Source organism: Streptomyces sp. NPDC054840, assembly GCF_053611065.1.
Window position 1 is genome coordinate 1 of record NZ_JBSGZP010000863.1, and the last position, 2,571, is coordinate 2,571.

The window sequence follows — 2,571 nt, forward strand, 5'->3', positions numbered from 1 at the left end:
GGGCGGGGCCTGCGGGTGTGCGAGACGGGGACCGGGCACCGCGTGCGGAGCCGGGCCCGGGTCAGTCCATCGGCCGCTTGGGACTGGGCCGCCAGACCACCAGGGCACTGCCCGGCTGCGGAGGCTGGTACGGGACCAGGTCGCGCCGGTACGAGGCGTGCACCTGGGCCTCGCGGGCCTGCAGCGTGGCCGCCGCGCCGTCCACGGCCGCGGCGAGCTCGGCGACGCGCTGCTGGAGCGCGGCGACCTGGTTCTCCAGTTCGATGATGCGCTTGATGCCCGCCAGGTTGATGCCCTCGTCCTGCGACAGCGCCTGGACCGTGCGGAGCAGTTCGATGTCGCGGGCCGAGTAGCGCCGGCCGCGGCCGGCCGTACGGTCCGGGGAGACCAGGCCGAGACGGTCGTACTGGCGGAGGGTCTGCGGGTGCAGGCCCGAGAGCTGGGCGGCCACCGAGATCACGTAGACCGGTGTCTCGTCGGTGAGTTGGTAGGCACCACTGCCCAGACGAGAGGACTGTCGTCGGCGGCCGTCCATGTCATGCTCCCTTCGCGGACTCGAACAGCGCGGAGCGCGGGTCCTGCGACTCCGTCGCCTCGCGGTACATCTCCAGGGCCTCGCGGGCCTTGTCGGACAGTTCGGTCGGGACCGCGACCTCCACCGTGACCAGCAGGTCACCGCGGGTGCCGTCCTTGCGGACCGCTCCCTTGCCGCGGGCCCGCATGGTGCGCCCGTTGGGGGTGCCCGGCGGCAGCTTCAGCGTCACCGAGGGGCCGTTCAGGGTCGGGACCTTGATGTCGGCCCCCAGCGCCGCCTCCGCGAACGTCACGGGAACGGTCACCGTCAGGTTGTCGTCCTTGCGGCCGAACACCGGGTGGGAACCGACGTGCACGACCACGTAGAGGTCACCGCCGGGACCGCCGCGCTCGCCCGGCGCACCCTTGCCGCGCAGCCGGATCCGCTGGCCGTCGGAGACGCCCGCCGGGATCCGGACCTGCATGGTGCGGGAGCTCCGGGCGCGCCCGCTGCCCTTGCAGACCTCGCAGGGGGTCTCCGCGATCAGGCCACGGCCCTTGCAGTCCGCACAGGGATCGGTCAGCGAGAAGCCACCGCCGCTGCCCCGCGAGACCTGGCCGGTGCCGACACAGGTCGGGCACACCCTGGGGGTGCCGTTCTTGTCGCCGGTGCCCGAACAGGCTCTGCAGGGGGCCTGGGAGGACATCCGGAGCGGGACGGTGGCCCCGTCCACCGCCTCCGTGAACGAGAGGGTGACCTCCGACTCGATGTCCTGGCCGCGACGCGGCTGGGTACGGGTGCCCGTACCGGGGCCGGCGCCGCGGTTGAAGAGGCCGCCGAAGACGTCTCCCAGGCCGCCGCCGAAGCCGCCGGCCTGACCGGCGCCCTGCTGCTGCCCGCCGAAGAGGTCGCCGAGGTCGAAGTTGAACGAGCCGCCGCCGCCCGGCCCGGGGCGGAAGCCACCGTTGCCGAACAGGGCGCGCGCCTCGTCGTACTCCTTGCGCTTCTTGGCGTCGCCGAGGATGTCGTTCGCCTCGGAGACCTCCTTGAAGCGCTCCTCCGCGGAGGCGTCGCCCTTGTTGGCGTCCGGGTGGAACTCGCGTGCGAGCTTCCGGTACGCCTTCTTGATCTCGGCCTCGGTGGCGTCCTTCGGGACACCGAGGACCTTGTAGTAGTCCTTCTCGACGAAGTCCTTCGTGCTCATCCCCGGTGTCCCTCCTCCCGTGCTCCTACGTGTGGTGCATCAGCCCTTGTCGGGGGCATCCGCGTCCAAGCCGTCCGGCGCTTCGCCCTCCGCGGACTCGGACTTGGGGGCCGCGCCCGGCTGGGGCTCGGCCACCGCGACCCGTGCGGGACGGATCGTACGCTCGCCGATCCGGTACCCCGGCTGCAGGATCGCCACGCAGGTGTCCTCCGTGATGTCCGGCGCGTACGAGTGCATCAGGGCCTCGTGGATCGTCGGGTCGAAGGGCTCGCCCTCCTTGCCGAACTGCTGCAGGCCCATCTTGGCGGCGACGGTCTCCAGCGATTCGGCCACCGACTTGAAGCCGCCGACCAGCTCGCCATGCTCCCGCGCCCGGCCGATGTCGTCCAGGGTCGGGAGCAGTTCCGTCAGGAGGGACGCGACCGCGATCTCCTTGACGGTGATCCGGTCCCGCTCCACCCGGCGGCGGTAGTTCTGGTATTCGGCCTGGAGCCGCTGGAGGTCCGCGGTGCGCTCGGAGAGCGCGGTACGGGCCTGGTCCAGCTGCGCCAGCAGCGCCACGTCCTGGCTTGCGTCCCCGGCCGGGGCCGCCGCCTCCTCCTTGGCGGAGTCGGCGGCCTTCGGCTCGGCGTCGTTCTGACCGGCGTCGGGGACTTCGGGCTCCTCGTCGAAGCCCGGGGTCTCCTCCGACATCAGGCAGCGCCGCCCTTCGGCTTCTCGTCGTCGACGATCTCGGCGTCGACGACGTCGTCGTCGGCCTCGCCGGTCGCACCGGTGGCACCGCCGGCAGCGGACTGCTCGGCCTCGGCCGCGGCGTACGTGGCCGCACCCATCTTCTGCGGGGCCTCACCGA

Annotated in this window: 3 protein-coding genes; all 3 read right to left on the bottom strand. The window is 72.4% G+C overall.

Going from position 1 to position 2,571, the window contains the following annotated elements:
- Positions 1–61: 61 nt before the first annotated feature.
- The 3 genes from ACWGIU_RS35180 to grpE are packed head-to-tail and all read right to left on the bottom strand — an operon-like array spanning position 62 to position 2,411.
- Entirely contained in the window at positions 62–535 is a 474-nt protein-coding gene (locus ACWGIU_RS35180; protein WP_030755701.1) for a heat shock protein transcriptional repressor HspR, read from the bottom strand.
- Between the two features lies 1 nt (position 536).
- The gene (gene dnaJ, locus ACWGIU_RS35185; protein ID WP_453712160.1) at positions 537–1,718 is read right to left on the bottom strand and encodes a molecular chaperone DnaJ; all 1,182 of its coding nucleotides are present in this window, start codon (positions 1,716–1,718) and stop codon (positions 537–539) included.
- A 39-nt stretch (positions 1,719–1,757) separates the two neighbouring features.
- Entirely contained in the window at positions 1,758–2,411 is a 654-nt protein-coding gene (grpE, locus tag ACWGIU_RS35190) for a nucleotide exchange factor GrpE (RefSeq protein WP_453712161.1), read from the bottom strand.
- Positions 2,412–2,571: the final 160 nt, after the last annotated feature.

Coding starts and splice junctions, on each gene's coding strand:
- ACWGIU_RS35180 (WP_030755701.1), bottom strand. CDS start 535: ATGGACGGCCGCCGACGACAGTCCTCTCGTCTGGGCAGTGGTGCCTAC.
- dnaJ (WP_453712160.1), bottom strand. CDS start 1,718: ATGAGCACGAAGGACTTCGTCGAGAAGGACTACTACAAGGTCCTCGGT.
- grpE (WP_453712161.1), bottom strand. CDS start 2,411: ATGTCGGAGGAGACCCCGGGCTTCGACGAGGAGCCCGAAGTCCCCGAC.